Genomic DNA, 23,302 nt, shown 5'->3' on the forward strand with positions numbered 1-23,302 from the left:
GTTTCAGGGGCCATCGCCCGGTCGTTTCCTTCGGCGCTGCGTTTGATCGAAGGTCGGGCCATAAAGGCGACCGTATCGGGGCGCATGTCCGTATATTTTGCCGCTTCAAGCGTGCCATCGCGTGCCATAGCGGGCGATGGCGGCGCCGCTCCGTCCGCGTCCTCGCGAGCGGCGGCGCCACAGGCGCATACTTGCCAAGCGCCCGTCGGGCCGTCATCGCTCTCTCCCATGCTCGCGCGTATCTTTCCCGACCGTTTCGTCCCCGTCCTGTTCGCGACGATCCTGCTCGCGAGTCTGCTGCCGGTGCGCGGCGCCGCGGTGCCGGTCGCCGAAGCCGTTTCCACCGCGGCGATCGTCCTGCTGTTTTTTCTCAACGGGGTCCGCCTTCCGCGCGACGAAGTGTTGCACGGCATCCGCAACTGGAAGCTGCAGGGCGCCGCGCTCCTCTTCTGCTTCGGCGCCATGGCGCTGCTCGGCCTCGCCGCGCAGGCGGCGCTCGCGCGCTGGCTTCCCGCGACGCTGGCGATCGGCTTTCTCTTCCTCGGCATCCTTCCTTCGACCGTCCAGTCGGCGACCGCCGCGACCTCGATGGCGGGCGGGAATGTCGCTGCAAGCGTCGTAGCCGCGGCGCTGCTCAATCTGGTCGGGGTCGCACTGTCGCCGTTGCTCTTCGCGTTGCTCGCGGGCAGCGCCGCGGCGATTCATGGCGCAGCGGTGCTGCGCATCGTGTCGATCCTGCTCCTTCCCTTCCTCCTCGGACAGCTTGCCCAGCGCTGGCTTCGTCCGCGGGTCCTCGCCCACCGCGGCCTTGCGACCTTCATGGATCGCACCGCGATCGCGATCGCGGTCTATGTTGCCTTTTCCGCAGCGGTCGTGGCGGGCATCTGGGACCAACTCGCCGGACGCGAGATCGCCATCGTCCTCGGCGTAACGGCGTTCATGCTTGCGCTCGCCTTCGGCGGAGCCTGGACGCTCGGCAGGTTGCTGCAACTTGCACGGACCGACCGCATCACCCTGCTTTTCGCGGGCGCCCAGAAAAGCATCGCGGTCGGCGCGCCGCTCGCCGCGACACTGTTCCCGCCCGCCATTGCCGGCATGGTGCTGGTGCCCATCCTCGTTTATCATATGACACAGCTGGTCGTGTCAGCGTGGATCGCGCCGGAATTGAACAGGGCAAGGTCAGTGTAATGCTTGTATAATACAGTGCCGCATGCCATATAGGCGGGCGGCCCTGGAAACTCTCTTGAGGGCTGGAAGGAAGACGAATGAGCGAAGTGACCGCCACGGCGACCGCAACCGACGAGCTGAAGCTGACGCCGCCCGAACCCGTGCCCGCAGTGACGCCTGACAAGGCGGCCGGCCTTGTACCCCTGTCGACCGAACAGAAATCGAAGCTGGAGGAACGCGTCGACGGCTTCATCGACGATCTGGTTGCACAGGACGTCAATTCGCCAGCATTCGGACAAAAGGTCGACCAGATCACCAATATGGGCCGCAAGGAAATGCTGGAAGCGGCGAACCAGTCGAACCGTTTCCTCGACCGCCCGATCAAGGCGATGGATCGCGACACCGACATCGGCCAGAATCTGATCGAGCTGCGCAATACGGTCGAACGGCTAGATCCGTCGGCGAATGGCAAGCTGATCAGCAAGCGCGGCCTGCTCGACAAATTGTTCGGCAGCAGCGTAACCAACTATTTCGCCAAATACCGCAGCGCCCAGTCGCATATATCAAGCATTCTCACCGCGCTTGCGAACGGCAAGGACGAGCTGTTGATGGACAATGCCGCCATCGACGTCGAACGCCGCAAGCTGTGGGAAGCGATGGGAAAGCTGGAGCAGATGGTCCACATCGCCCAGACGCTCGACCGCAAGCTGGAAGAGAAGGCTGCCGAACTCGACGGTGTCGATCCCGCCAAGGCGAAGGTATTGCGTGAAAATGCGCTGTTTTATGCGCGCCAGCGGACGCAGGACCTGCTGACGCAAATGGCGGTCACAGTGCAGGGCTATCTCGCGCTCGACCTCGTCAAGAAGAACAATATCGAGCTGGTGAAGGGCGTCGAGCGCGCCAGCACCACCACCGTCGGCGCGCTCAAGACCGCAATCACCGTTGCGCAGGCGATGACCAATCAGAAGCTGGTGCTCGAACAGATCACCGCGCTCAACACCACCACCGCGAACATCATCGACGGCACCTCGAAAATGCTCAAGGACAATACTGCGCGCATCCACGAACAGGCGGCGTCGAGCACGATCCCGATGGAAACGCTGCAACGCGCCTTTCAGAATATCTATGACACGATGGACGCGATCGACACCTTCAAGCTGAAGGCGCTCGACAGCATGAAGACCACGGTGACGACGCTGGAGGGCGAGGTCGCCAAGTCGAAGGGCTATATCGCGCGCGCCGAGGGCGCGGCCCAGGCGCAGGCGAGCGTCGGCGGCGCCGAGAGCCCGCTCACCGCAATCGAGGGATGACGGCGACGCGATGAGCATGAGCGAAGTCGACAAGATCCGCCTCTCGGCCGAATCGGCGATCGAACGGTCGCGCGACCGGCGGCGGCCGATCGGCACCAAGAGCGTCGCGCTGCGCCGCCAGCATCTCTACAAGAAGCTGGGCCGGATGCTGATCGCGGGCGGCGTGCTGCTGCTCGGCGCCGCTATCTTCGGCGCGCTGATCCAGCCGCTCGGCTTCACCGGGCTGCTCGCGCTCTTCGTCCTGCTTATCGGCGTCGCGGTGCTGTTCGGCAAATGGCCACCCTTTCCCGAACCGCGCCAGGCGGATCTTCCGAAAACCGACTTGAAACAGCTCGCCGGGCGCACCGAAATCTGGCTCGAGGCGCAGCGCCCCGCGCTGCCTGCCCCCGCACGCCAGCTGATCGACGGTATCGGCGTCCAGCTCGACCTGCTCGCGCCGCAACTCCAGACGCTCGACCCCGCGACACCCGCCGCAGCGAACATCCGCAAACTCGTCGGCGAGGATCTGCCCGAACTCGTCGCGGGCTATCAGCGCATCCCCGCGGGCCTCCGCACCGAAGCCCACGCCGGCCGCACCCCCGACGAAACGCTCGTCGGCGGCCTGAAAATGCTCGAAAGCGAAATCGGCAATGCCGCGCGCAGCCTCGCCGCAGGCGAACTCGACAAGCTCGCGACGCGCGAACGCTATCTCCAGCTCAAATATCAGGGGCTTGATGGCGATGACGGCACCGGCCGCCAAGACTGACGCCGGGTTCCGGGTAAAGTCCACTGTCTGGAAACTGGATGCCCCGCGAGGATTCGAACCTCGATAGACGGAATCAGAATCCGTAGTCTTACCATTAGACGACGGGGCAAGGAGGGGCGCGCAATATGATCCGGCGCGCGCGCTGTCAAGGCCGCCGCGCCGATCGGCAACAGTCTGCTTGCCCTGCCGCATTTCGCCGCTAGCATCGCCCGCATAACAAGGGGGCCGCGTCGCGGCGCAGGCACCTGCATAGGAGTGGGCTGATGCGTCATGTCGCGATCGTCGGGTCGGGTCCGGCGGGCTATTACACCGCCGAAACATTGCAGAAGGCGGACGACATTGCGGTCGACGTCATCGATCGCCTGCCCGTTCCCTATGGCCTGATCCGCACCGGCGTCGCGCCCGATCACCAGTCGATCAAGGCGGTGTCGCGCCGTTATGAAGGCGTCGCGCTGACCGACAATGTCCGCTTCGTCGGCCATGTCGCGGTCGGTGCCGACGTCAGTATCGCGGAGCTGGTCGCACTGTATGACGCGGTCATTCTCGCGACCGGCGCGCCGAACGACCGACCGCTGGGCATTCCCGGCGCCGATCTGCGCGGGGTGATCGGCAGCGCCGCTTTCGTCGGCTGGTACAACGGCCATCCCGATTTCGCGCATCTCGATCCGCCGCTCGATGCCCCAGGCGTCGCGGTGATCGGCAACGGCAATGTCGCGCTCGACGTCGCGCGCATCCTCGCCAAGACGTCCGCCGAGTTCGCCGGTAGCGACATCGTCGCGCACGCGCGCACGGCGCTCGCGGCCAGCGGTGTGCGGCATATCCACATCCTCGGCCGCCGTGGCCCGCACCAGATCGCGATGACGCCCAAGGAGCTTGGCGAACTGGCGCACCTTGAGCGCGCGAGCCCGCGCGTCGACCCCGCCGACCTGCCCGACGAGGGCGGCGACGCGCTGCTCGAACCGGGGATGCGCAAGTCGGTGACGCATCTGCGCAGCTTTGCCGCCAATCCGGTCGCCAAACCGGTGACGATCGACTTCGATTTTTTCGCCATGCCCGTCGCGATCGAGGGCACGCACGAAAATGGCGGCCGTGTCCAGCGCGTGATCGTCGAACGAACCGAACTCGACGCCGATCTGCGCAGCCACGGCACGGGCGAAACCTACGCCATCGACGCGGGGCTGGTGATCAGCTGCATCGGATACCAGACCCCGCCGATCCCTGGTGTGCCCTATGAGCATGGCCGCGGCCGCTTTGCCAATGACGAGGGGCGGATATTGCCTGGTCTCTATTGCGTCGGCTGGGCGCGGCGCGGACCATCGGGGACGATCGGCACCAACAAGCCCGATGGCGCGCGCGTCGCCGAAATGGTGCTGGAGGATATCGGTCGCGGTGCGGGCAAGGTGGGGCGGCCGGGGCTCGACGCGCTGCTCGCCAGCCGCGGCATCGCGCCCGTCACCTTCCGCGACTGGCGCCGGATCGACGCGGCGGAGGTGGCCGCCGCGCTCGACGGGAGCCCGCGCGAAAAGTTCACCAGCGTCGAGGCGATGCTCGCCGCGATCGGACGGTGAGGCAGCGCATCCGCACCGCGCTGCGCTGGCTGCTCACGCTCGCTTATGGCTATGCGGGCTGGCGGCATCTGGCGACCCCAGAGCCTTTCCTCGCGATCACCCCGCCGTGGGTGCCGCGGCCCGAACTGGTCGTCGCGGTGACCGGGATCGCCGAGATCGCGGGCGCGATCGGCCTGACGATCCCCGCCATGCGCAAGGCGGCGGGCTGGGGGCTCGCCTTCTATGCCCTGTGCGTCTGGCCCGCCAATCTTCACCATGCGCTCGCCAATGTCGCGATCGGCGGCGCGACGCTCGGCTGGTGGTATCACGGCCCCCGCCTCGCCGCGCAGCCACTCATCATCTGGTGGGCGCTATGGGCAAGCGGCGCGGTGGAGTGGCCATTTCGGCACGGTACGGACCGATAGGCTATTTCGCCACCGGCGTTTCGACCGGCGGCTGACCCTTCTGGCTTGCGGCAAAGGCCTCGACCGCCTTCAGCACGCGCAGCATGTTGCCGCTCGCAATCTTCTCCAGCTCGGCCTGCGAATAGCCGCGCCGCGCCAGCTCGACGAACAGCGCCGGATAGCCCGCGACATCCTCCATGCCCACGGGCGCCGAATCCATACCGTCATAGTCGCCGCCGAGTCCGATATGGTCGACGCCGATCATGTGTTTCAGATGGTCGATATGGTCGGCGACCCTGGCAATCTGCGTTTTCGGGGCGGGGTTCGCAGCGTCCCACGCCGTGAGCGCCGCCGCAACCGCCGCGGGATCGCCCGGATACATCGCCTTCAGCCGCGCCTCCACGCCAGTGCGGTCGAGGCCATGCGCGCGGACATCGGCGTCGAGGAAGCCCGGCAGGAACACCACCATCACGATCCCGCCATTGGCCTTCACCGCGGGCAGCACGCTGTCGGGGACATTGCGCGGATGATCGTTTATCGCGCGCACGCCCGAATGGCTGAACATCACCGGCGCCTTCGACGCCGCGAGCGCATCCTTCATCGTCGCCTCGCTGACGTGGCTCAGATCGACGATCATGCCGATGCGGTTCATTTCCTGGACCACCTGGCGCCCGAAATCGGTGAGGCCGCCATGCTCCGGTGCGTCGGTCGCGCTGTCGGCCCATGGCACATTTCTGCCGTGGGTCAGCGTCATATAGCGTACGCCCATGCCATACATTTCGCGCAGCACCGCCAGGCTCGACCCGATCGAATGCCCGCCCTCGATCCCCAGCATCCCGGCGACCTTGCCCGCCTTCATCGCCTTTTCCAGCTCGGCGGAATTGTCGGCGAGCATCAGGTCGGCGGGATAGCGCGCGACCAGCCGCTTCATCACGTCGATCTGCTCGATCGTCTGCTGCACCGCTTTCGCCTCGTTGGTGGTCGAGGGAACGTAAACCGACCAGAATTGCGCGCCGACATGCCCGCGGCGCAGCCGGGTGAGGTCGGTGTGCATCGCGATCCGGTCCCCGGTCGCGGTATCGGTCGTGTCGACGAAATCGAAATCATTGATGACGTTATCGACGCGCGCGCGCAGCGCCCAGGGCACGTCATTATGCCCGTCGAACACCGGCGCCTTCTTGAGCGCGGCCGCGGCCACCGCCTCGGGCGAGGTCTGGGCGGCGACGGGGCTGGAAACAAGGGCGAGCGCGGCGAGGCTGACGAGCAAGGAGGCTTTGTTCATGGCGCGCGACCCTAACCGCTTGATCGCGCAGCGCAAGCGCGCGGGCGAAAGAAAGGCACCTTGACGTTTACGTCAACCCCGCGCAGCATCGGTGCATGACAGCTTTCGACGACTGGCGCGCCCGTTCGCCCTATTATGGCGAAACCCATGAGGCGCTGGCCGCGAGCGTCCGCCGCTTCGTCGAACGCGAGATCGCGCCCAACATCGACCGCTGGGAAGCCGAAGGCGAACTGCCGCGCGAACTGCACAAAAAGGCCGCCGAAGCGGGCATCCTTGGCCTGCGCTATCCCGAGCAATATGGCGGGCACAGCAAGGGTTTCGACATTTTCCACGGGCTTGTCGTCACCGAAGAGCTGGCCGCGGTTGGCGCAGGGGGGCTTGGCGCGTCGCTGATGACGCACGGCATCGGCCTGCCGCCGATCCTTGCGCTGGGGTCCGATCATTTGAAACAGCGCGTCGCCCCGCCGGTGCTCGCGGGCGAGAAGATCATCGCGCTCGGCATCACCGAAGCGAGCGGCGGCAGCGACGTCGCGAACCTCAGGACGACAGCGGTCAGGGACGGCGACAGCTATATCGTCAATGGCGACAAGATGTTCATCACCAGCGGCATGCGCGCCGACTGGCTGACCTGCGCGGTGCGCACCGGCGGGCCGGGTGCGGGCGGCATCTCGCTGCTGCTGATCGACATGGACTCGCCCGGCGTCGAACGGACAAGACTCGACAAGATGGGCTGGCGGTGCAGCGACACCGCCGCGATCCATTTCAGCGACGTCCGCGTCCCCGTCGAAAATCTGATCGGGCCGGAGAATGGCGGCTTCATCGGCATCATGCGCAATTTCAACGGCGAACGGCTCGGCATGGCGATGGGCTGCTGCGCCTATGCCCGCGTCGCGATGGCCGAAGCCGCCGAGTGGGCGCAGCATCGCGAAACCTTTGGGCGTCCGCTCGTCGGCCACCAGTCGATCCGCATCAAGCTCGCCGACATGGAACGCCAGATCGAGGCGACGCAGGCGTGGGTCGATTTGTGCGCGTGGCAGGTGAAGGAGGGCAAGGACCGTCCTGCCGATTTCGCGATGCTCAAGGTGCAGGCAACGCGAATGCTGGAGGCCGTCGCGCGCGAAGCGGCGCAGGTGCTGGGAGGCGCGTCCTACATCACCGGCAGCAAGGTCGAGCGCATCTACCGCGAGGTCCGCGTCAATGCGATCGGCGGCGGCAGCGAGGAAATCATGCTCGACCTCGCGGGGCGGCAGTTGTTTGGTGGCAAGCGTTAGAATAGGCGAGCCTGCGGCCTCTCGACACAGACGGGCCTTCGCGGCACATTCGCCGCATGGACAATTCATCGCATAGCTGGCCCGCCGAGGCCGAAACCCTCCTCGACGACCTTGTCGACCTGCGCCGCGCGATTCATCGCGAGCCGGAGCTGGGCCTCCAGAACCCCAGGACGCTCGCCAAGATCAAGGACGCGCTCGCAGGGTTGCCGCTCGAGTTTCGCGAGGGGCCCTCGACGACCGGGCTGGTCGCGATCCTGCGCGGGCCCGCGAACGGGCGCACCGTGCTGCTGCGCGGCGACATGGATGCGCTGCCGCTCGTCGAGGACACCGGGCTCGATTTCGCGTCCGAAACGACCGGCGCGATGCATGCGTGCGGGCACGACACGCATGTCGCGATGCTGGTCGGCGCGGCGAAGCTGCTCTGCGCGGCGCGCGACCGCTTGCCCGGCACCGTCCTGTTCATGTTCCAGCCGGGCGAAGAAGGCCATCATGGCGCGCGCTTCATGCTGGACGACGGGCTGATCGACCCGCTGCCCGACGCCGCCTTTGCGCTCCACATCATGCCCAACGCGCCGCACGGCATCTTTGCCGGGCGCGCGGGGCCGCTGCTCGCCTCGTCGGATGTCCTCTCGATTACCGTCAAGGGCGCGGGCGGGCACGCTTCGATGCCGCACGATGCGGTCGATCCGATCCCCGTCGCCTGCGCGATCGTCACCGCGATCCAGACGATGGTGACGCGACGCATTTCGGTGTTCGATCCCGCGGTTGTCACGATCGCGAAGATCACTGCCGGGACCACGAACAACATCATCCCCGAGACCGCCGAGATGCTGGGCACGATCCGCACCCTGTCACCCGAACGCCGCGCCATGGTCGCGCGCGAGCTGAATCGCCTCGCTCCCGCAATCGCCGAAGCGCATGGCTGCACCGCCGAGGTCCATATCGAGGAAGGTTTCCCCGTCACCATCTGCGACAGCCGCGCCGCCGCCTTCGGTCAGCGCGTCGTCGAGAATGTGTTCGGCGAAGCGGCGTGGCTGACGATGGACAATCCGGTGATGGGCGCCGAGGATTTCGCCTATGTCCTCGAAAAAGTCCCCGGCGCGATGTTCTGGCTCGGCGCCAGCCACGCAGGCAGCGACTGGCGCCAATGCTGCGGCCTGCACAGCAACCGCATGGTGCTGGACGAAAAGGTCATGGCGCGCGGCGCGGCGCTGCACGCAGCGCTGGCAGAACGGTTTTTGAACGAGGGGTTCGGGCAGGAATAGTCTCACGCAAAGGCGTTCGTCGCATCGCCAACGACCATCGCGTTTGGGATGTCTTCGTCCTTGCGCCTTCACGCCTTTGCGTGAGATTTTCTTACCCCAACCTCACGGCACCAGCACCGTATCCACCGCCTGCGGCAGCATCCCGGGATAGTCGAGCGTATAATGCAGCCCGCGGCTTTCCTTGCGGTGGAGCGCGCTGCGGACGATCAGATCGGCGGTTTCAATGAGGTTGCGCAGTTCGATCAGGTCGGTGGTCACGCGGAATTGCGAATAATATTCATGCACTTCATGCCGCAACAAGGCGATGCGATGCCGGGCACGTTCGAGGCGCTTGGTCGTGCGCACGATACCGACATAATTCCACATGAAGCGGCGGATTTCGGTCCAGTTCTGCTTGATGACGACCTCTTCGTCGGAATCGGTGACGCGGCTTTCGTCCCACGCGCGGATCGCGGGGGGCGGTTCGAGCTGGTCCCAGCGCGCGATGATGTCCTTCGCCGCCGCCTCGCCGAACACGAAACATTCGAGCAGGCTGTTCGACGCAAGGCGGTTCGCGCCGTGCAGTCCGCTTTCGGAGCATTCGCCCGCCGCGTACAGCCCCGGCAGGTCGGTGCGACCCGCAAGGTCGATCAGCACCCCGCCGCAGGTATAATGCTGCGCCGGGACCACCGGGATCGGCTGCTTCGTCATGTCGATGCCGAGGCCGAGCAGCTTGTCGTAGATGTTGGGGAAATGGCCTGCGACGAAATCGGGGTCCTGATGGCTGATGTCGAGGTGGACATAATCGAGGCCGTAACGCTTGATCTGGTCGTCGTTCGCGCGCGCCACCACGTCGCGCGGCGCCAGTTCGGCGCGCGGATCGTAATCGGGCATGTAGCGGTGCCCGGTTTCGGGATGCTTCAAAATCCCGCCCTCGCCGCGCACCGCCTCGGTGATCAGGAAATTCTTGACGTCGAGGTTGAACAGGCAGGTCGGGTGGAACTGCATCATTTCCATGTTGCTGACGCGCGCGCCCGCGCGCCAGGCCATCGCGATGCCATCGCCGGTCGCGCCGCGCGGCGCGGTCGAAAATTGATAGACGCGCCCCGCGCCGCCGCTCGCAAGGATTGTCGCGCGGCCGACATGCGCGTGGACCGTGCCGCTCGCCTCGTCGAGCGCATAGACGCCCCATACGCGCCCCGACCCCGAATAGCGCGCTTCGTGCCGCCCGGTGATGAGGTCGATGCACGCCTGCCCCGGCAGCAGCGTGATGTTCGGATGCGCCTCGGCGGTCTTGAGCAGCGCCGCCTGCACCGCCCAGCCGGTCGCGTCGTCGACATGGACGATGCGGCGGTGCGAATGGCCACCCTCGCGGGTGAGGTGCAACCCGCCTTCTTCCATGTTGAAGGGCACGCCCATCCGGGCGAGCCGTTCGATCGCTCGCGGGGCATTTTCAATCACGAACTCGACCGTCTCGCGCCGGCTCAATCCCGCCCCCGCGACCATCGTGTCCTCGATATGATTGTCGAATGTGTCGCCCGCGTCGAGCACCGCGGCGATGCCGCCCTGCGCCCAGGCCGTTGACCCGCCAGTCAGATCGCCCTTCGCGAGCACGAGCACACGACAATGATCGGCGAGCGCGATGGCGGCGGTGAGACCGGCAGCGCCTGAGCCGATGATGATGACGTCGTGGGAAGAATCAGCGGCCATCAAATTTCCGTTCGTATCGAGCGAAGTCGAGATGCCCCTCGGCCTTGCGCTGTCCTTATGGGTGTCTCGACTCCGCTCGACACGGACGGGAACCGGGGTTCACCCATTCGCCGCGCGCGTCAGATTGAGGAACACATCCTCCAGATCGGCCTCGCGCGTCGAAACGTCGACGATGCCATGCCCCATGGCGTTGACCGCGGCGAGCACTTCGCCCGCGTTCATCCGGTCCTTGTTGTAACTGATCGCGAGGCCGCGCGTCCCCTCGCGCTCGATCTTGTCGAAGGCGGGGTGGGTCGGCAGGTCGGTGATGTCGTGGTCCAGCGTCACGACGACGATCTTCTCGCGCGCCATATCGACCAGCTCGCGTGTCGGTTTGTTCGCGATCAGTCGGCCATGGTTGATGATCGCAATCCGGTCGCACAGCTCCTCGGCCTCTTCCAGATAATGCGTCGTCAGCACCACGGTGACGCCGCGGTCATTGAGCGACTGCACATAGTCCCAGAGCTGCTGGCGCAGTTCGATGTCGACCCCTGCCGTGGGTTCGTCGAGAACGATGATCGGCGGCGAATGGACCATCGCCTTGGCGACGAGCAGCCGCCGCTTCATGCCGCCCGACAGCGTGCGCGCATAGGCGTCGCGCTTGTCGGACAGGTGGACGGCCGCGAGCAGCTCGTCCGAAATGCGCTTCGCCTTTGGGACGCCGTAAAGCCCCGCCTGATTCTCCAGCGTCTCATAGGGTGTGAAGAAGGGATCGAAGACGATCTCCTGCGGGACGATGCCGATCGAATATTTGGCATTCCGGGGATCGGCGTCGATGTCGAATCCCCATATACTCGCATGGCCGCTGGTCTTGTTGACCAGCCCCGCGAGGATATTGATCAGCGTGGACTTGCCCGCACCATTGGGGCCGAGCAGTCCGAAAATCTCCCCTCGCGGCACGTCGAAACTGACATTGTCGAGCGCCTGCTTGCCGCCGGCATAGATTTTGGAGACGGCATCGATGCGGATCGCGGCTTCACTCATGGCCGCCTCCATAGCGGCGCGGTCGCGCTGGCGAAAGGCGGCATTTGGCACCGAACCCGATGTTAACGATAAATTGGAAAGTCGCGGGTTAAGGGGCCTCCTGTGAGGACCAGCCACATCTTTCGTCCGCTGCCGATGTCGCGCAGCCTGAGCGCGCTTGCGATGCTGATCGCGTCCGCCGCCGCACCGCCGGCACTGGCGCAATCGACCACGCAGGCCGAAGCCGAAGCCATCGTGCTTCGTCCGCTTTCCTTCTTCAAGGTCAACGACCTCGACTTCGGTGACATCATCCCGTCGAATAGCGCGGGAACGGTGACGATCGAACCCGACGGATCGCGCTCCCGCACCGGCGGCGTCACGCTGGTGGGCGACGGCGGTGCGCCCGCGCGCTTCGCCGGGCTGGGCAGTTTCAACCGTCAGGTCGATATCTCGCTGGGATCGAATGCGATCTGGATCACCGGACCGGGCACGCGGATGCGCGTCCGCACTTTCGAGATTGGCAGCACGCCGACCGCGATCCTGTCAACCCGGCCGACGCGCTTTCGAATCACCTCGCCGCTCGGCAATTATAATTTTCCCGTCGGTGCGACGCTTGAGGTCGGCGCGAACCAGGCACCCGGCGAATATAGCGGCACCTTCACGATTACGCTCAACTATCTTTAGTTCTTCTGTGGGGGGACGACGGCACCGGGGGACCACTGGCACCCGGAAGGGGGCTTGCACCGGTGCCGTCATGGTCCTCATCTAGAGCCGATTGCCGACCCTTCCCCCGCTTGCTATGGGCGCGAGCGATGACCCAGCCTGCACCCGCCCCCGAAACCATCCGCACACCCAGGACCCGCATCGCCTGCGACGGCACCGGCGACGGCCTCGCCGATGCGGCGCTCGGCCATCCGCGTGTGTGGCTCGAAATCGACCCCGACGCCGGCTTCGTCGATTGCGGCTATTGCGACCGCCGCTTCGTGCTGATCGGCGGCGTCGCGGATAAGGCATAGCCCGGACGAACGGCCTTTGCGTCGGCGGCCCCGCGTCCCTATATCGGTTCGATGACAAGCCCCACCGATCCCCGCCGCTTCCTCTATCGCGCCGACGCGCTCGACCCCGATCTGGCGCAAAAGCTCGCGTGCGAGGCCTTGGCAAAGGCCGACGACGGCGAACTTTACCTGCAATATCGCGCGACCGAGAGCTTCGGCTTCGACGACGGGCGGCTGAAAACCGCCGACTATTCGACCGATGCGGGTTTCGGCCTGCGCGCCGTGTCGGGCGAGATGACGGGCTTTGCACACGCGAGCGACATCAGCGCCGACGCGATCCGCCGCGCGGCCGAGACGCTCGCGCTGCTCGATCCGGCGAAACAGGCGCACGCCGCACCGCCGCCGCGCACCAACCGCCATCTTTATGACGAGGCGAACCCGCTCGACCTGGTCCCCTTCGCAAAGAAGGTCGCGCTGTGCCAGCAAGTCGACGCCGCCGCGCGCGCACGCGATCCGCGCGTCGTGCAGGTTTCGGTTGCGCTCGCGGGCAGTTGGTCGGTCGTCGAGATCGTCCGCGCCGACGGCTTCCTCGCGACCGACATCCGCCCGCTCGTCCGCCTCAACGTCTCGATCGTGGTCGAGGAGAATGGGCGGCGCGAGAGCGGCTATTTCGGCCTCGGCGGCCGTTACATGTACGATCATCTGTTCGAGGAAGCGCAGTGGAACCGCGCGATCGACGAGGCGCTGAGCCAGGCGCTCGTCAACCTCCGCGCCGTCGATGCCCCCGCGGGCGAGTTTACCGTGCTGCTCGGTCCCGGCTGGCCGGGCGTGCTGCTGCACGAAGCCGTCGGCCACGGCCTCGAGGGCGACTTCAACCGCAAGGGCACCAGCGCCTTTTCGGGCCGCATCGGCGAGCGCGTCGCCGCGCCCGGTGTCACCGTGGTCGACGACGGCGCGATGGAAAGTCCCGTCGGCGGTGGCCGCCGCGGCTCGCTCAGCATCGACGACGAAGGCACCCCGACGGGCGAAACCGTGCTGATCGAGGACGGCATCCTGAAGGGCTATATGCAGGACCGGCTCAACGCGCGACTGATGGGCGTCGAACCCACGGGCAACGGCCGCCGCGAGAGCTTCGCACACGCGCCGATGCCGCGGATGACCAACACCTTCATGCGCGGCGGCCGTGACGATCCCGCCGAGCTTCTCTCGCGTGTCAAGAACGGCATTTTCGCGAAGAGCTTCGGCGGCGGACAGGTCGACATCGTATCGGGAAAATTCGTGTTCAGCTGCACCGAGGCGTACAAGATCGAGAATGGCAAGCTGGGCGATTCGATCAAGGGCGCAACCTTGATCGGCGACGGGCCGAGCGTGCTGACCAAGGTCACCGGCATCGGCAACGACATGGCGATCGACGAAGGCATCGGCGTATGCGGCAAGGCGGGGCAGAGCGTCCCCGCAGGCGTCGGCCAGCCGACCTTGCTGGTGAGCGGCCTGACCGTGGGCGGGACGGCCTAGCGCGCCCCGTCATTGCGAGGAGCGAAGCGACGAAGCAATCTCCAGCTACCAGCCTTGCGTGACGGCGATGGCTGGAGATCGCGTCGCTTCGCTCGCAATGACGGCTGTGTGATCGCCCTCACTTGGCGTTCGCCCAACCTGCGCCTATACATGCGCAAACCAGAACAGATTCCGGTCGCATCATCCGTGGGGGCACCCCCGCAACAGGGAGGTTTGCATGCGTTCGAGTCTGCGTTTCGTTTCCGTCACCGCCATCGCCGCGCTGCTCGCCGCCGTTCCGGGGTCGGCGCAAAGGACCACCGGCCCCAGCGAACGTTATGAAATGGACGTCGCGACCGCGTCGGGCTTTGCCGCAATGACCGCGGGCGGGCGCAAGCCCGGCGTCGGCGGGATGATGGGGATGATGTTCGGCGGCGGACCCGACAACCAGGTCGCGCGCACGATCGAACTGCGCCTGGGGTCGAACCAGGCGCCAGCCAGGCCCCCCGTGCGCGCCGATCATTTTTTCCCGCCGCAGGCCAGGCTCGGCGCGTCGCTGCCGCTGTGGGGCCCCGAACCCAGCCAGCCGCGCCCGCGCGAGGACGGCAATGACATGCCCGACAATTTCGAGCGTCCGAAGGGCCGCCTGCTGCTCTATTGGGGCTGCGGCGCCAGGGCGGGGCCGGGCCAGCCCGTCGTGATCGATTTCGCCAAGGTCGCGGCGGGACAGGTGCCGCCAAACCTCTTCACCTCGACCGTCCCGCGCATCCGCGAGGTGATGGCGTCGAACAGCGCGTCCTACGCCGACTGGCCGAACGCCAAATCGTCGAAAGCGGTGCCGAAGGACAGCTCGCTGCTCGGCGCACACCGCGTCGCGGGCAATGTCGGGCCGGAGATCAATTTCACGCTTGCGCAGGATTATATGCCCGCGCTGAATGCCTCCACCGCGATGCAGGGCGACGGGTCGGTGATGATCCGCTGGAATGCGCTCCAGGGCGCGACCGGCTATGTCGCCTGGGCGTTCGGCGGCATGGATCGCGGCGGCGGCAATGGCGACATGGTGTGGTGGACGAGCAGCGCGTCGCAGCAGTTCGGCGGCGGCCTCTGGGACTGGCTGCCGCCCGCGACCGTCGCAAGACTCGTCACGCAAAAGATCGTCATGCCGCCCGCGCAGACGAGCTGCCAGATCCCCGCCGAGGTCAAGAAGGCGTCGGGCGAGATGATGTTCGGCAACCTAAACGCCTTTGGCCCCGAAGCGAGCTTCGCCTATCCGCCCAAGCCCACGGGCAATGCGGCGTGGACCATCGACTGGACCGCGAAGGTGCGCTTCCGCTCGCACACCATGCTGTTGATCGGCGCCGATTTCGGCGGCATGGGCGGGATGAGCGGCGGTAGCGACGCACCCGCAGAAAAACCGAAGAAAAAGAAGTGTAAAGGCCCGCTCGGCATCCCGCTGCCCGACGGGACGTGCTGACCGCGCGGTCAGCGCCCGTTCACACCGGACACGCTAAACGAGTCGGCGGTAGGGCATGTTTGAAGACAGGAGTCGAACCATGCGTCATCTGATCCCGGCGCTGATCGCCGCCGCCGCGCTCGCCGCCACCCCCGCCGCTGCCGCCGAAAAGCGCGATCCCGAAGCCAGGCTCGCCAAGCTGCTCGAAGGCCGCGTCGCGGGCGAGCCGCAAAGATGCATCACCCTGTCGAATGTCAGCAGTTCGCAGATCATCGACGAGACCGCGATCGTCTATCGCATTGGCAGCACACTGTGGGTCAACCGTCCCGAAGGCGGCGCGAGGTCGCTCGACGACGACGACATCCTCGTCACCAGGACGATCGGCAGCCAATTGTGCAATATCGACACGGTCGAACTGCGCGACCGGGTCAGCCGGATGTACGCCGGTTTTGTCTCGCTCGGCGATTTCGTTCCCTATAAGCTGGTCAAGGCAGAATAAGCTCAGGCGCGGGTTGCGCCCCAAGCCTCCTCAACTAAGCTCGTCATCCCGGCGCAGGCCGGGATCTCACCGTCGCGGTTTGACGTGATGGCGAGATCCCGGCCTGCGCCGGGATGACGCATGATGGAGAAACAATTCTTGGCTGCCACCGACATTCCCCCACCCCCCGCCGACTGGGCGCAGCGACTGCTCGCCTTCTGGTTCGACCGTCATACGATGGACGACTGGTACGGCGGCGGCCCCGATTTCGACGCCGAGGTTCGCGACCTCGCCGAACACTGGCACCAGGCGCTTCGCTCGCAGCCCGCCGACGCCTTCCTCACCGATCCCGACACCGCACTCGCTGCGGCGATCCTGTTCGACCAGGTTCCGCGCAACATCTACCGCGGCCACGCCGACGCCTTTGCCACCGACAGCCTCGCCCGCGCGATCGCGCGCGGCATCGTGACGCGCGGCTGGCACCAGAATTGGCCCGACGAGCGCCGCAAGTTCGCCTGCCTGCCCTTTCAGCACAGCGAAGACATCGACGACCAGCGCGAATCGCTGCGCCTTTTCGCCGCGTTCGACGACCCGATGTTCCGGGATTATGCGCAGAAGCATTTCGACATCGTCGACCGCTTTGGCCGCTTTCCGCACCGCAACGAGGCGCTCGGCCGCGCGACCCGGCCGGAGGAAGAGGCAGCGATAGAAGAGGGCAGGAATTGGTGATAGGCAGGCCGCGACTGGGAGACGCGCCATGGCCGAATTCACCGACACGCTGACCGACAAACATATCGCCTTCATCGAAAAGCAGCCGGTCTTCTTCACCGCGACCGCCGCGCGCGACGGCCGCATCAACCTGTCGCCCAAGGGTTATGCCGACAGTTTCAGGATATTGTCCGAACGGCAGGTCGCCTATCTCGACCTCGGCGGGTCGGGCAACGAAACCCACGCACATCTGGCCGCGGACGGCCGAATCACCATCATGTTCTGCGCCTTCGACCGCAGTGCGCTGATCCTGCGCATTTACGGCCACGGCCACCCCGTGCTGCCGCAGGATGCCGAGTGGGACGCACTCGCGGCGCATTTCACCCTGCTCCCCGGTACGCGCCAGATTTTCGTGATCGACGTCGACAGCGTGCAGACGAGCTGCGGCTGGGGCGTACCGATGATGGAATTGCAAGGCGAGCGCGAGACGCTGCAGAAATATCACCGGCAGGCCGATCCCGCGCTGTGGGTCGAGAAGTTTCAGGAGCGCACGAAAAGCATCGACGGCCTGCCGACGCGCCCGACCGACCGCTTCATCGCCGGGGAAACCGCCTGATGCCGCTGGTCGAGCTGGTGCGCCTGCCCAACGGCGCCGAGGCCGAACTGCTGCGCGGCCGCCTCGAAAGCGCGGGCGTCCACGCCGTGTGCTTCGACGCGGGCATGAACATCGCCGAAAGCGTCGGGCTGATGATCCCGGTGCGGATCATGGTGCTCGACGAGGATCTGGGCGAGGCACGGGCGCTGATGGCCGAGTTTGGCGCGGAGTAGGCGCGCAACCGAAGCCCGCTGCCATTCGTGTTGATATCAAAGAAGCATTGAAAGCCGCTGTTCCACCGCATGATCAAGGTCGCCAGTTACAATATGCGCAAGGGCATCGGGCTCGACCGTCGCCGCGATCCCGGCCGCGTGCTGGCGGTGCTGCGCGAACTCGACGCCGACATCGTCGCGTTGCAGGAGGCCGATCGCCGCTTCGGCACGCGCGCGAGCGCGATCCCGCCGCACATGTTCGAGGAGCATAGCGATTATGTGCCCGTCGACCTGCTCCACGGTCGTCCCTATGCGATCGGCTGGCACGGCAATGCGCTGCTCGTGCGCAAGGGCGCCGAGGTCGAGGAAAGCCATGCGCTCCACCTGCCGACGCTCGAACCGAGGGGCGCGGTCGCCGCGACGGTGCGGATCGGCGACACGCGGCTGCGCGTCGTCGGCATGCACCTCGACATTTCGGGGCTGCGGCGCCGCCAGCAGGCGCGGGCGATCCTGCACCACATCGCCGAGGGCGAAAAACTGCCGACGATCCTGATGGGCGACTGCAACGAATGGCGGCAAACGGGCGGTTGCCTCGCCGATTTCGGCGCCGAGCATCGGCTCGTCGACACGGGGCACAGCTTTCACAGCCGCCGCCCGGTCGCCAAGCTCGACCGCATTTTCGCCTCACCCGACCTCGATCCGGTCGATGCCGGCGTCCACCGCAGCGCCCTCGCCGCGCGCGCGTCGGATCATCTGCCGATCTGGGCGCGGTTTAGAGCGCGATGACATGATATTGATCCTCCGTCACGGTGGATCAATATCATGTCATCGCGCTCTAAGGCAGTCGATTAAAGATCGTCACCCCCGCGAAGGCGGGGGCCGCCACCGGCCTTTTCCCGCGTCGCTGCATAAACCGACAGCGGCCCCCGCCTTCGCGGGGGCGACGGTGCTTCTTCTGCCCAAAAATTAGGCAAAGCTCTGCCTCGCCTGCCCATCAAACGCACGATCTGGTGCGTGAGCGACTCAAAAACCATCACAAAATGTCAACTTTTGCTCGCGCGACGCAATCTGGCACGGCTGTTGCACCGCAACATGGTGCCATTAGCAAAAGGGGGCATCATGAAGCTGATCCTGGCAATCATCAAACCGTTCAAGCTCGACGAGGTGCGCGAAGCGCTCACCGGGCTGGGCATCGCCGGCATGACCGTGACCGAGGTCAAGGGGTTCGGACGGCAAAAGGGGCAGACCGAAATCTATCGCGGCGCCGAATATGCGACCAACATGGTGCCCAAGGTGAAGATCGAGCTCGTCTGCGACGACGCGCTCGCACCGCGGGTGGTCGAAACGCTGCAACAAAGCGCCGGCACCGGGTCGATCGGCGATGGCAAGATTTTCGTGCTCGACGTGGGTCAGGCGGTGCGCATCCGCACCGGCGAGACCGGCGAGGCGGCTCTCTAAATGACGAAGGGGGAAACTATGACGTTCGCAAACAAGATTGCGGCGGGCGCCGGGGCCGTGGGCCTTTCGCTGTTCGCCGCGCTGCCCGCCTGGGCGCAAGAGGCCGCAACCGCGGTGGCCGCACCAGCAGCGCCCGCGGCCGAAGCCGCGGCGCCCGCCGCTTTTGTGCCGACCGCCGAAATGGTCAACAAGGGCGACGTGGCCTGGATGCTCGTCGCCTCGGCGCTGGTGCTGATGATGTCGGTGCCTGCGCTGGCGCTGTTCTACGGCGGCCTGGTCCGCGCTAAGAATATGCTGTCGGTGCTGATGCAGGTGCTGACCATCGTCTGCGTCGCCGCGCTGGTCTGGTTCAGCTGGGGCTATTCGATGGCCTTCACCTCCACCGGTACGCCCTGGCCGACGATTGTCGGCGGTCTCGACAAGGCGTTCCTTGCCGGCGTCGATGTGACGACCTTTGCCGCCACCTTCTCGAACGGGGTGTATCTCCCCGAATATGTCTTTGTGATCTTCCAGATGACCTTTGCCTGCATCACCCCGGCACTGATCGTCGGGGCGTTTGCGGAGCGCGTGAAGTTCACCCCGCTGATCATCTTCACCGTGCTCTGGCTGACGTTCGCCTATTTCCCGATCGCGCACATGGTGTGGTACTGGGCCGGTCCGGACTTCCTGCACGCCGCGCCGACCGACATGGGTCTGCTGTGGGGCTGGGGTGCGCTCGACTTTGCCGGCGGCACCGTCGTCCACATCAACGCGGGTATTGCCGGTCTGGTCGGCTGCCTCGTGATCGGTCCGCGCATGGGTTACAACACCGAACCGATGCCCCCGCACAATCTGGTCATGACGATGATCGGCGCCTCGTTGCTGTGGATCGGCTGGTTCGGTTTCAACGCCGGTTCGGGTCTCGAAGCCAACGTCTTTGGCGCGCTGGCCTTCATCAATACGCTCGTCGCAACTGCGGCTGCGGGCGCGACCTGGGCGATCATCGAACAGATCGTACACAAGAAACCGTCGTTGCTGGGCGCTGCGTCCGGCGTGGTCGCCGGTCTCGTCGCGATCACCCCGGCGGCGGGCTTCGCCCATCCCGGCACCGCGATCCTGCTCGGCGCCGTCGCCTCGCTGGGCTGCTTCTTCTTCGTCACCACGGTGAAAAAGAAGTTCAAATATGACGACTCGCTCGACGTGTTCGGCATTCATGCGGTTGGCGGCATCATCGGCGCGATCGGCACCGGCTTCGTCGCCAATCCGGCGTGGGGCGGTCAGGGCTGGATCGATTACACCGCGCCCGTCGCCGTGGCCGGCGAGTTCGACCTGACTGGCCAGGTGATGACCCAGATCTGGGCCGTCGGCACCACCGTGCTGTGGACCGGTGTGGTCAGCGCGGTGCTGTTCCTCGGCCTCAAATACACCATCGGCCTGCGCCCGACGAAGGACGTCGAGCAGGAGGGACTCGACCTCGCCGAACATGGGGAGCGCGCCTACAATCTTTGACGAGACAGGATACCCGTCGCCGCACGTCTCTCTCCTTTCAAAAGACGGCGGCGGGATCCTCACCAGGTTCCTCCTGCGAACCACTGGCCGGGGTTTATCCCCGGCCATTTTTTTTAACGTGGCCGGGATGGCCGCGGGCCGGGGTTTTACTCCGGTCATTTTTCGACCGTGGCGCCGATGCAACAGCGCGCCGTCAATCGGTCGCGACCGATTCGTGCGCCATTGCGCAATTGCGACAAGAAGCGCACCTTCGCCGCCGGACCGACGCCAGATCGGCCACCAGGAGGAGGATTATCATGAATGCACGGGCATCATTGCTCGCGGGCCTGTCTTCGCTTGCGCTTGTCGCGACCCCGGCCACGGCGCAGGACGCCGCTGCCGAGGATGACGGCAACATCATCATCGTCACCGCGACGAAGCGCGACGCCAATCTTCAGGACATTCCCTTTTCGATCAACGCGCAAACCGCCGAGGACATCCAGAAATCGGGCGCGGTGACGCTCGAGGATCTGTCGCGCAACGTCGCGGGACTGTCGGTCCAGAACCTCGGGCCGGGGCAGAGCCAGGTGTCGGTGCGCGGCGTGTCCGCCGGGCAGGTCGTGCGCGACCAGCCGGGGGTCAAGGAACAGGTCGGCGTCTATCTCGACGAAAGCGTGATTTCGCTCTCGCTCTTCACCCCCGACATCGATCTTTACGACCTCAACCGCGTCGAAACGCTGCGCGGGCCGCAGGGCACGCTCTTCGGCTCGGGCTCGGTCGGCGGGACGATCCGCTACATCACCAACCAGCCGAAGATCGGCGTGATGGAGGGCAGCGTCGAGGCGAATCTCAACCTCGTCGACGGTGACGACATCGGCGGCCATCTGAAGGGCGCGGTCAATGTGCCGATGGGCGACAATGCGGCGCTGCGCGCGGTCGGCTATTACACACGCTACGGCGGCTTCATCAACGCGATCGGTCCGGCGGGCAAGGAGGATGTCAACAGCGGCGAACGCTACGGTGGACGCATCGCGCTCACCTTCGAGCCCAGCGACAGCCTCTCGATCACCCCGCGCATCGTCTATCAGAAGGTCACGGCCGACGGCTTCAACCGGCAGGAAATCTACAACCTCTACGCCAACCAGTTCACCACGACGCGCCCCGCGGTGACCTTTGACGAGCGCGAGCAATATCTGCTGCTGCGCGAGGCGTTCGAGGATGAAACGCTGATCGCCGACCTCAAGATCGACGTCGGGCTGGGCGGCGCGACGCTGACCTCGGTAACGAGCTATATCAACCGCGACATCCTCGTCAGCCGTGACGCGAGCGCGCTCACCGGATCGGTATCGGTCGACCTTGGGTTCCCCGACGCGGGCGTGCTGCTGCCGTCGAACCTGCTCGACACCACCGACCTCGAAACCTGGACACAGGAGGTCCGCGTTGCGTCGGACAATGACGGGCCGTTCCAGTGGCTCGTCGGCGGCTTCTATTCCAAGATCGACCGCGTCTATGCCCAGCGGCTGCCGACGCCGGGCTATGATGCCGTCACCGATGCGACGCTTGGAGCCGGAACCTCGGCGGGCGCGCGCAACGGCTTCGGCCCCGATTCGCCATATAACGCCGACCTGCCCTATGACATCAAGCAGTTCGCGATCTTCGGTGAGATCAGCTATGATTTGAACGACGCCCTTACCGCGACGGCGGGCGGGCGCTATTATGACTTCAAGGAAACGCGCAGCTTCGTCTCCGGCGGCCTCTTTGCCAACGGAGACAACCGCACCGACAGCACCAAGTCGAGCGGCTTCACCCCGCGTTTCCTGCTGTCCTACGACGTCAGCGACAATGTCACGGTGAATGCCCAGGCGTCGAAGGGCTTTCGCCTCGGCGGGGTCAACGATCCCTTGAACCTGCCCCTCTGCTCGCCGCAGGACGCAGCCTTGTTCGGCGCGTTTCAGGATTATGACGATGAAACATTGTGGAACTACGAACTCGGCGTGAAGACGCAGGGGCGCGGTTTCACCTTCAACGCCGCGGGCTTTTACAACGACATCAAGAATCTCCAGGTCACGCTCGACGCCGGCACCTGTTCGTCGCGCATCGTCTTCAACGTGCCCAAGGCGCATTCGATGGGCGTGGAGTTCGAACTGGGGCTGTCGCCCGCCGACGGGCTCGACCTCAACCTGTCGGGCAGCCTCATCGAGGCCGAGTTCGACTCGACGCTGCCGGGCGCACTCACGGTCGCGACGGGTATCCGCGACGGCAACCGCCTGCCGTCGGTGCCGAAGTTCCAGCTGACGGCATCGGGCAGTTATGAATGGCCGATCGGTGACCGCGCGAACATGTATGTCGCGGCATCCTTCCAGCATGTCGGCACGCGCTACACCCAGCCGGCGGACCAGGAAAACAACCCGCGCACCTTCGTCCACAACCTGCCCTTCGGCGGCGCCCCGGCCGGGGCATCGACGACGGTCGACCTGCAACTGCCCGACTATCAACTCGTCAATCTGAGCGCGGGCGTCGATTTCGACAACGGCCTGTCGCTGATCGCCTATGTCAACAATGTCTTCGACGAAAACGCCCTGCTCTCGTTCGACCGCGAACGCGGCGGCCGCGCGCGGCTTGGCTACACTGTCGGCCAGCCGCGCACCTTTGGCATCACCGCGCGCAAGACATTCTGACCGGCACAAGAGGGGGCGAACCGCAGCATCGGATCGCCCCCTTTCTCAACTGAAATGCTGCACAATTTTTGTGCAGCGTTGC

The 23,302-nt window shown here is 65.6% G+C and carries 22 protein-coding genes and 1 tRNA gene; 19 read left to right on the top strand and 4 right to left on the bottom strand.

Annotated elements, in window-relative coordinates; genetic code table 11:
* Window positions 1-228 precede the first annotated feature (228 nt).
* From SALA_RS11760 to SALA_RS11770, 3 genes are all read left to right on the top strand, one after another.
* Window positions 229-1,188 (top strand): bile acid:sodium symporter family protein, encoded by a 960-nt coding sequence (locus SALA_RS11760; RefSeq protein ID WP_041383304.1) that lies wholly within the window; start codon window positions 229-231, stop codon window positions 1,186-1,188.
* 77 nt (window positions 1,189-1,265) lie between these two features.
* Window positions 1,266-2,477: a toxic anion resistance protein gene (locus tag SALA_RS11765; RefSeq protein WP_011542593.1), complete on the top strand. Its 1,212-nt coding sequence runs from the start codon at window positions 1,266-1,268 to the stop codon at window positions 2,475-2,477.
* 10 nt (window positions 2,478-2,487) lie between these two features.
* Window positions 2,488-3,222: a hypothetical protein gene (locus SALA_RS11770; RefSeq protein ID WP_011542594.1), complete on the top strand. Its 735-nt coding sequence runs from the start codon at window positions 2,488-2,490 to the stop codon at window positions 3,220-3,222.
* Between the two features lie 35 nt (window positions 3,223-3,257).
* On the opposite strand, the gene SALA_RS11775 is transcribed toward SALA_RS11770, so the two are convergent.
* Window positions 3,258-3,331, bottom strand: a tRNA-Gln gene (locus SALA_RS11775).
* Window positions 3,332-3,485: 154 nt separating this feature from the next.
* Between SALA_RS11775 and SALA_RS11780 the strand changes: the two genes are divergently transcribed.
* Both SALA_RS11780 and SALA_RS11785 read left to right on the top strand, forming a co-directional pair.
* Window positions 3,486-4,790, top strand: coding sequence for an FAD-dependent oxidoreductase (locus SALA_RS11780; RefSeq protein ID WP_011542595.1), 1,305 nt, complete (start codon window positions 3,486-3,488; stop codon window positions 4,788-4,790).
* Complete coding sequence (locus tag SALA_RS11785; protein WP_011542596.1) at window positions 4,787-5,194, top strand: DoxX family protein; 408 nt, start codon at window positions 4,787-4,789, stop codon at window positions 5,192-5,194. Before SALA_RS11780 ends, SALA_RS11785 begins: the two co-directional genes overlap by 4 nt.
* Before the next feature lies 1 nt (window position 5,195).
* Here SALA_RS11785 and SALA_RS11790 read toward each other — a convergent pair whose 3' ends face one another.
* Complete coding sequence (locus SALA_RS11790) at window positions 5,196-6,455, bottom strand: dipeptidase (RefSeq protein WP_011542597.1); 1,260 nt, start codon at window positions 6,453-6,455, stop codon at window positions 5,196-5,198.
* Window positions 6,456-6,550: 95 nt separating this feature from the next.
* On the opposite strand from SALA_RS11790, the gene SALA_RS11795 reads away from it, so the two are divergent.
* Window positions 6,551-7,726 (top strand): acyl-CoA dehydrogenase family protein, encoded by a 1,176-nt coding sequence (locus SALA_RS11795; RefSeq protein ID WP_011542598.1) that lies wholly within the window; start codon window positions 6,551-6,553, stop codon window positions 7,724-7,726.
* A gap of 56 nt (window positions 7,727-7,782) precedes the next feature.
* Complete coding sequence (locus SALA_RS11800; protein WP_011542599.1) at window positions 7,783-8,991, top strand: M20 metallopeptidase family protein; 1,209 nt, start codon at window positions 7,783-7,785, stop codon at window positions 8,989-8,991.
* A 102-nt stretch (window positions 8,992-9,093) separates the two neighbouring features.
* Here the strand turns inward: SALA_RS11800 and nadB are convergent, their stop codons facing one another.
* Window positions 9,094-10,680, bottom strand: a complete 1,587-nt coding sequence (gene nadB, locus SALA_RS11805; protein WP_011542600.1) for an L-aspartate oxidase — start codon at window positions 10,678-10,680, stop codon at window positions 9,094-9,096.
* A gap of 99 nt (window positions 10,681-10,779) precedes the next feature.
* Window positions 10,780-11,703 carry an ABC transporter ATP-binding protein gene (locus SALA_RS11810; protein WP_011542601.1) on the bottom strand — a complete coding sequence of 308 codons (924 nt, stop codon included), beginning with the start codon at window positions 11,701-11,703 and terminating at the stop codon, window positions 10,780-10,782.
* A gap of 102 nt (window positions 11,704-11,805) precedes the next feature.
* On the opposite strand from SALA_RS11810, the gene SALA_RS11815 reads away from it, so the two are divergent.
* The 12 genes from SALA_RS11815 to SALA_RS11870 all read left to right on the top strand — a co-directional run bounded on the left by SALA_RS11815 (window position 11,806) and on the right by SALA_RS11870 (window position 23,220).
* Entirely contained in the window at window positions 11,806-12,366 is a 561-nt protein-coding gene (locus tag SALA_RS11815) for a DUF4402 domain-containing protein (protein WP_011542602.1), read from the top strand.
* A 128-nt stretch (window positions 12,367-12,494) separates the two neighbouring features.
* Window positions 12,495-12,698: a zinc-finger domain-containing protein gene (locus SALA_RS11820; RefSeq protein ID WP_041383307.1), complete on the top strand. Its 204-nt coding sequence runs from the start codon at window positions 12,495-12,497 to the stop codon at window positions 12,696-12,698.
* 51 nt (window positions 12,699-12,749) lie between these two features.
* Complete coding sequence (gene tldD / locus SALA_RS11825) at window positions 12,750-14,192, top strand: metalloprotease TldD (protein ID WP_011542604.1); 1,443 nt, start codon at window positions 12,750-12,752, stop codon at window positions 14,190-14,192.
* 217 nt (window positions 14,193-14,409) lie between these two features.
* On the top strand, window positions 14,410-15,645 hold the full coding sequence (locus SALA_RS11830; protein ID WP_011542605.1) for a hypothetical protein: 1,236 nt from the start codon (window positions 14,410-14,412) through the stop codon (window positions 15,643-15,645).
* A 79-nt stretch (window positions 15,646-15,724) separates the two neighbouring features.
* Window positions 15,725-16,123 (top strand): hypothetical protein, encoded by a 399-nt coding sequence (locus SALA_RS11835; protein ID WP_011542606.1) that lies wholly within the window; start codon window positions 15,725-15,727, stop codon window positions 16,121-16,123.
* A 138-nt stretch (window positions 16,124-16,261) separates the two neighbouring features.
* Window positions 16,262-16,831, top strand: coding sequence for a DUF924 family protein (locus SALA_RS11840; RefSeq protein ID WP_041384086.1), 570 nt, complete (start codon window positions 16,262-16,264; stop codon window positions 16,829-16,831).
* 28 nt (window positions 16,832-16,859) lie between these two features.
* A complete protein-coding gene (locus SALA_RS11845; protein ID WP_011542608.1) occupies window positions 16,860-17,426 on the top strand; it encodes a pyridoxamine 5'-phosphate oxidase family protein in 567 nt (188 codons plus the stop codon).
* Complete coding sequence (locus SALA_RS11850; protein ID WP_011542609.1) at window positions 17,426-17,638, top strand: DUF2007 domain-containing protein; 213 nt, start codon at window positions 17,426-17,428, stop codon at window positions 17,636-17,638. The genes SALA_RS11845 and SALA_RS11850 overlap by 1 nt, the downstream gene beginning before the upstream one ends.
* Window positions 17,639-17,707: 69 nt before the next feature.
* Window positions 17,708-18,403 carry an endonuclease/exonuclease/phosphatase family protein gene (locus tag SALA_RS11855; protein WP_011542610.1) on the top strand — a complete coding sequence of 232 codons (696 nt, stop codon included), beginning with the start codon at window positions 17,708-17,710 and terminating at the stop codon, window positions 18,401-18,403.
* Between the two features lie 333 nt (window positions 18,404-18,736).
* The gene (locus tag SALA_RS11860; protein ID WP_003043080.1) at window positions 18,737-19,075 is read left to right on the top strand and encodes a P-II family nitrogen regulator; all 339 of its coding nucleotides are present in this window, start codon (window positions 18,737-18,739) and stop codon (window positions 19,073-19,075) included.
* Window positions 19,076-19,093: 18 nt separating this feature from the next.
* The gene (locus tag SALA_RS11865) at window positions 19,094-20,563 is read left to right on the top strand and encodes an ammonium transporter (RefSeq protein WP_011542611.1); all 1,470 of its coding nucleotides are present in this window, start codon (window positions 19,094-19,096) and stop codon (window positions 20,561-20,563) included.
* 296 nt (window positions 20,564-20,859) lie between these two features.
* Complete coding sequence (locus SALA_RS11870) at window positions 20,860-23,220, top strand: TonB-dependent receptor (RefSeq protein ID WP_011542612.1); 2,361 nt, start codon at window positions 20,860-20,862, stop codon at window positions 23,218-23,220.
* The last annotated feature ends 82 nt before the right edge of the window (window positions 23,221-23,302 follow it).

This window comes from Sphingopyxis alaskensis RB2256 (genome assembly GCF_000013985.1).
In the GTDB taxonomy this organism is placed as follows: domain Bacteria; phylum Pseudomonadota; class Alphaproteobacteria; order Sphingomonadales; family Sphingomonadaceae; genus Sphingopyxis; species Sphingopyxis alaskensis.

Bases quoted from the DNA above. Each gene is read 5' to 3' on its own strand.
- SALA_RS11760 (WP_041383304.1), top strand. From the start codon at position 229: ATGCTCGCGCGTATCTTTCCCGACCGTTTCGTCCCCGTCCTGTTCGCG.
- SALA_RS11765 (WP_011542593.1), top strand. From the start codon at position 1,266: ATGAGCGAAGTGACCGCCACGGCGACCGCAACCGACGAGCTGAAGCTG.
- SALA_RS11770 (WP_011542594.1), top strand. From the start codon at position 2,488: ATGAGCATGAGCGAAGTCGACAAGATCCGCCTCTCGGCCGAATCGGCG.
- SALA_RS11780 (WP_011542595.1), top strand. From the start codon at position 3,486: ATGCGTCATGTCGCGATCGTCGGGTCGGGTCCGGCGGGCTATTACACC.
- SALA_RS11790 (WP_011542597.1), bottom strand. From the start codon at position 6,455: ATGAACAAAGCCTCCTTGCTCGTCAGCCTCGCCGCGCTCGCCCTTGTT.
- SALA_RS11795 (WP_011542598.1), top strand. From the start codon at position 6,551: ATGACAGCTTTCGACGACTGGCGCGCCCGTTCGCCCTATTATGGCGAA.
- SALA_RS11800 (WP_011542599.1), top strand. From the start codon at position 7,783: ATGGACAATTCATCGCATAGCTGGCCCGCCGAGGCCGAAACCCTCCTC.
- nadB (WP_011542600.1), bottom strand. From the start codon at position 10,680: ATGGCCGCTGATTCTTCCCACGACGTCATCATCATCGGCTCAGGCGCT.
- SALA_RS11810 (WP_011542601.1), bottom strand. From the start codon at position 11,703: ATGAGTGAAGCCGCGATCCGCATCGATGCCGTCTCCAAAATCTATGCC.
- SALA_RS11820 (WP_041383307.1), top strand. From the start codon at position 12,495: ATGACCCAGCCTGCACCCGCCCCCGAAACCATCCGCACACCCAGGACC.
- tldD (WP_011542604.1), top strand. From the start codon at position 12,750: ATGACAAGCCCCACCGATCCCCGCCGCTTCCTCTATCGCGCCGACGCG.
- SALA_RS11830 (WP_011542605.1), top strand. From the start codon at position 14,410: ATGCGTTCGAGTCTGCGTTTCGTTTCCGTCACCGCCATCGCCGCGCTG.
- SALA_RS11835 (WP_011542606.1), top strand. From the start codon at position 15,725: ATGCGTCATCTGATCCCGGCGCTGATCGCCGCCGCCGCGCTCGCCGCC.
- SALA_RS11845 (WP_011542608.1), top strand. From the start codon at position 16,860: ATGGCCGAATTCACCGACACGCTGACCGACAAACATATCGCCTTCATC.
- SALA_RS11850 (WP_011542609.1), top strand. From the start codon at position 17,426: ATGCCGCTGGTCGAGCTGGTGCGCCTGCCCAACGGCGCCGAGGCCGAA.
- SALA_RS11855 (WP_011542610.1), top strand. From the start codon at position 17,708: ATGATCAAGGTCGCCAGTTACAATATGCGCAAGGGCATCGGGCTCGAC.
- SALA_RS11860 (WP_003043080.1), top strand. From the start codon at position 18,737: ATGAAGCTGATCCTGGCAATCATCAAACCGTTCAAGCTCGACGAGGTG.
- SALA_RS11865 (WP_011542611.1), top strand. From the start codon at position 19,094: ATGACGTTCGCAAACAAGATTGCGGCGGGCGCCGGGGCCGTGGGCCTT.
- SALA_RS11870 (WP_011542612.1), top strand. From the start codon at position 20,860: ATGAATGCACGGGCATCATTGCTCGCGGGCCTGTCTTCGCTTGCGCTT.